We start from the raw sequence: 4,373 nt of genomic DNA, 5'->3' as shown, positions 1-4,373 counted from the left end.
GCCGGTGGCGTTGATACAGGGGACGGCGGTAAAGGCCAGCTTGCCGGCGTCGGTTCTGCCGCTGCCCGGGTCCAGAATGGCGTCCAGCCCCGGACGGCGGCGTTTGTCGATCTGTCTCAGGCCGGTTTGCACAATCAGCCGGTTTTCCCCGGTCAGGGGGACCGAATCCCCCACTGTGCCCACAGCGGCCAGGTCGGCGTATTTCTCCACCCGCTCCACAGCCTCCGGCCCGCCGCCCTCCATGGCGATGAGGAGCTTGAAAGCCACCCCCGCGCCGGAGAGCTCCTTATAGGGGCTTTCGTCCCCGGGCTGGTGGGCGTTGACCAGCGCGGCGGCCTGGGGGAGCTGCTCCTGGGGCTGGTGGTGGTCTGTGACAATCACATCCATGCCCAGCTTTATCGCGTAGGCAATCTCCTTGACAGCGGACACGCCGTTGTCCACTGTGACAATCAGGTCCACCCCCTCCCGGTTCAGGGTGTCCACCGCAGCCATGTTCAGACCATAGCCCTCGCTGCCCCGCTGGGGAATATAGAAGCTGACCTTGGCCCCCTGGTCCCGGAGATAGGTGAAAAGAATGGCCGTGGCCGTAACGCCGTCCGCGTCATAGTCGCCGTAGACCGCGATCTTTTCAAAGTCGTCCAGGGCGCGGCGCAGGCGGCTGACAGCTTTGTCCATGTCCTTCATCAGCAGGGGGTCGGCAAAGCTGCCGCTGTCCAGCATGGCGTGGGCCTGCTGGGGGGTGGCGCAGCCCCGGCCCAGCAGCAGCGCGCCCAAAAGGGGAGGGAGGCCCGCGTCCCTGGCCAGGGCCACAGCGGCGGTTTTATCAAAGGGAGAGAGCTGCCAGCGTTTCATGAATGCACCTTCTGGTCTGTGGGTATGGTTTCTTAAGATAAATTATAGCACAAAAGGCGGGGCGTTGCAAGTGCCGGGCACTTTATCAATGAAAGGGGCGCGCCCGGACACAGGAGCTTGGAGGGGCTTGCCTTCTGGCGGATTCTCAGGGCGTGGTCCCATAAGTGTTCGCACGGGCCTTTTGACAGATTTTTGCCAGCTTCTGCGCCAAAAATTCTTGAGGTACGCAGGGTACATAAGAGCTGCAAGCAAGTATGCGCATTTTTGACTGGAATCTGCTCAAAAGCCCGCATACGCAGCTTATGAGAGTACACCCCGGCAAGCAGCGGATGGGGAGGGGAAAGCTTCCGGCTCCCTCTTCGCCGGGACTGGCCGCAAAGCGAGGAAATCCCGCTCTTTATTCCCCAGAACCCTCAATTTGTTAACAGAATGAAAATTTGCCGGGTTATCATTGCACTTTCCGGCGAAATCGTGTACAATACCAAGTATGGTGATACCGGAACAGCGTGTTGCCAAGCAGGGTAATATGAAATGGAAAAGGAATGGCTTTTGGCTATGATTGACTTTACAGGGATCAAATGTCCCGTGTGCGGCAAGCCCTTTCGGGAGGAGGATGACATTGTGGTCTGCCCCCAGTGCGGCGCGCCCTATCACCGGGAATGCTATTTGCAGGCGGGCCAGTGTGTGTTTGACGACCTGCACCAGGCGGGAAAGGATTGGACCCCGCCGCCTCCCCCCAAGCCCGCCCCCTCGGCGGAGATTAAGGACCAGGAATGCTCTGCCTGCGGTGCGCTGAACGGCCACAGCGCGCTGTTCTGCGGCCGCTGCGGACAGCCCCTGAGGCCCTCCGGCGTTTACGGGGCCCCGCCTGCGTCCTCCGGCCAGGGCAGTTGGCCGGGCCAGGGCAGCTCCCCAGGCCAGAACAGCCGGCCGGGGCAGAGCGGCCAGCCGGACCAGAGCCCGCCCCCCTATAACCCCTATGGGACGCCCCCCCGGCCCTATGGCTCCATGCCCTTTGCCTTTGACCCCATGGGCGGCGTGAACCCCGCCGATGTGCTGGACAGCGGCGTCAGCTATGGGGACGCCTCGAAGCTGGTGAAGCAGAACACGGCCTATTATATGCCGGTCTTCCGGTATATGAAGCAGAGCGGGCGCAATAAGTTCAACTTTTCGGCGTTCCTGTTCTCCGGGGGCTGGATGCTCTACCGCAAGCAGTATAAATATGGGGCCATTGTCACGGCCCTTATGCTGCTGATTTACCTGCTGTACCTGGCGTCCTCTGTGTTTGTGGCCACGCCCACGCTGCTCAGTCTGATGGAGCAGGCGGGGATGGACGCCACCCGGGGCTTTGCCCCCACCAACGAGCAGATGATTGTCATTACCCAGCTGCTGACGGAGAATCCCCGCATGTATCTGGACATCTGCCTGCCCATGCTCTGCCTGCTGCTGATGCTGGCCGTGATGATTTTTGTGGGGCTGCGGGGCAACAAGATGTACATGAAGCACTGTGTGCGCACGGTGCGGCAGGTGAAGGCCGCCAATTTGGCCGACGAGCCCAACATGACCCTGGACGCCCGGGGGGGCGTGAACCCCTCCATCGCGGTGTGCATTTTTGTCTGCTACTTTCTGCTGGTGAATGTGGTCCCCCTGCTGCTTTGACAGAGCGGTTGGGCGGCAGACATGTCCCAGGAATGAGGGAAGCAATATTTTGTGTTTGACAGAAAGCCCCTTCCTGTCCATAAACGAAGCGTAGTTGGAGGGAAGGGGGGCGGCGGGAGCTTCACTTGCTCTTTTGTCAATGAAAAGGCAGTGTCAGCGGGTCTTGGTCTCCGTTGTATGTCACGGGATGGGAAAGGAGCGGGTCCGCCGGGCTCCTGCGTTCGCTGCTGTATTCAGATAGCTTTTTGCCCGCGCTGTCAGCTTTTTATGGGTCCTCCCGCTTTGTGGACTGTTTTGATTTACCCGCCCCTTGACACAGAAAGGAACGAGGAATATGAAAAAGATTCGTAAGGCCGTTATCCCGGCAGCGGGCCTGGGCACCCGGGTTCTGCCCGCCACCAAAGCCATGCCCAAAGAGATGCTGCCCATTGTGGACAAGCCCGCCATTCAGTACATTGTAGAGGAGGCCGCAGCCTCTGGCATTGAGGACATTCTGATTATTACCAACCGGGGCAAGGGCCTTTTGGAGGACCACTTTGACCGGGCCCCTGAGCTGGAAGAGCGTCTGTCCGCCGACCCGGGCAAGGCGGATGTTCTGCGGCAGGTGGTGGGCATCTCCCGGCTGGCCAATGTGTGGTATGTGCGCCAGAAGGAGACCCGGGGCCTGGGCCACGCGGTGAACTGCGCCCGGGCCTTTGTGGGGGGCGAGCCCTTTGCGGTGCTCTATGGCGACGATGTGATTATTGGCGAGGACCCGGCCTGCGGGCAGCTGATTCGGGCCTACGAGCAGTATGGCCTGGGCGTGGTGGGGGTAAAGGAGGTCTCTCCGGAGGCCATCCGCAAGTATTCCTCCCTGAAGGTGGAGCCCTTGGAGCAGGGCCGCTTCCGCTGCACCGACATGGTGGAGAAGCCCGCCCCCGGCCAGGAATTCTCTTTGTACTCCATTCTGGGGCGCTGCGTTCTGCCCCCGGATATTTTTGATATTCTGGACCAGACCCCTCCCGGCGCAGGCGGGGAGATTCAGCTCACCGACGCCATGAAGGCCCTGGCCCGCCGGGAGAGCATGATTGCGGTGGACTTTACCGGCAGGCGTTATGACATGGGCAGCAAGCTGGGCGTGATGCAGGCGGGGGTAGAGGTGGCCCTGGACCACCCGGAGATCGGCCCCGCCTTCCGGGCCTATCTGAAGGAGCTGGCCAAAGCCCTATGAAGCGGCTGGTCATTGTCAACGGCCCCATGGCTGTGGGCAAAACCACAGTCTGCCGGGAGCTGAAGAGGCTGGCCCAGCCCTGCGTCTTTTTAGACGGGGACTGGTGCTGGGACATGGAGCCCTTTGTGGTGACAGAGGAGACCAAAGCGCTGGTGATGGACAACATCACCTCTGTGCTGAGGCGTTTTTTGGCCTGCCCGGCCTTTGAGACCGTGATTTTCTGCTGGGTGCTTCACCAGCAGGAAATCATCGACAGCCTGCTGGCCCGGCTGGAACTGGCCCAGTGGGATTCGGTCCGGCAGGACACTGCCCGGCCGGACACTGCCGGAGTGCAGGTGCGGGTGTTCACCCTGATGGCGGACCCGGAGAGCCTGCGGGCTCATGTGGAGCGGGACACAGCCGCGGGGCTGCGCACCCCGGACGTTCTGGCCCGCAGTCTGGAGCGTCTGCCGCTGTATGAGCGGATGGACACAGAAAAGCTGTGGGTCAAGGGGCGTTCCCCCAGGGAGCTGGCAGAGGAGGTCATGAGGCGGCTGGGCTGACCCTCCGGGCCTAGAGTCTGTTTGAAAACCGGAGAAATGTCGGATTTTTGTCCCAAAACGAGGGCTTTCAAGGAAAAAACCGCAAGAAAGGCTTGCCGCCTTTCGAGGAT

4 protein-coding genes are annotated in these 4,373 nt (G+C 61.2%); 3 read left to right on the top strand and 1 reads right to left on the bottom strand.

Annotated features, from left to right (window positions below; genetic code table 11):
* On the bottom strand, positions 1 to 852 hold an 852-nt coding region (locus ACTO5E_RS10275), incomplete at its 3' end, for a single-stranded-DNA-specific exonuclease RecJ (RefSeq protein WP_482303407.1).
* Between the two features lie 531 nt (positions 853 to 1,383).
* On the opposite strand from ACTO5E_RS10275, the gene ACTO5E_RS10270 reads away from it, so the two are divergent.
* The 3 genes from ACTO5E_RS10270 to ACTO5E_RS10260 all read left to right on the top strand — a co-directional run bounded on the left by ACTO5E_RS10270 (position 1,384) and on the right by ACTO5E_RS10260 (position 4,263).
* Positions 1,384 to 2,511: an RING finger protein gene (locus tag ACTO5E_RS10270; protein ID WP_482303405.1), complete on the top strand. Its 1,128-nt coding sequence runs from the start codon at positions 1,384 to 1,386 to the stop codon at positions 2,509 to 2,511.
* Between the two features lie 334 nt (positions 2,512 to 2,845).
* The gene (locus ACTO5E_RS10265; RefSeq protein ID WP_482303404.1) at positions 2,846 to 3,721 is read left to right on the top strand and encodes a UTP--glucose-1-phosphate uridylyltransferase; all 876 of its coding nucleotides are present in this window, start codon (positions 2,846 to 2,848) and stop codon (positions 3,719 to 3,721) included.
* On the top strand, positions 3,718 to 4,263 hold the full coding sequence (locus tag ACTO5E_RS10260; RefSeq protein ID WP_482303403.1) for an AAA family ATPase: 546 nt from the start codon (positions 3,718 to 3,720) through the stop codon (positions 4,261 to 4,263). The genes ACTO5E_RS10265 and ACTO5E_RS10260 overlap by 4 nt, the downstream gene beginning before the upstream one ends.
* Positions 4,264 to 4,373: the final 110 nt, after the last annotated feature.

The organism is Acutalibacter sp., from assembly GCF_056800975.1.
Note: the sequence above shows the minus strand (reverse complement) of the source record. Positions and strands in the feature narration are given on the sequence as shown.

Bases quoted from the DNA above. Each gene is read 5' to 3' on its own strand.
- ACTO5E_RS10270 (WP_482303405.1), top strand. From the start codon at position 1,384: ATGGAAAAGGAATGGCTTTTGGCTATGATTGACTTTACAGGGATCAAA.
- ACTO5E_RS10265 (WP_482303404.1), top strand. From the start codon at position 2,846: ATGAAAAAGATTCGTAAGGCCGTTATCCCGGCAGCGGGCCTGGGCACC.
- ACTO5E_RS10260 (WP_482303403.1), top strand. From the start codon at position 3,718: ATGAAGCGGCTGGTCATTGTCAACGGCCCCATGGCTGTGGGCAAAACC.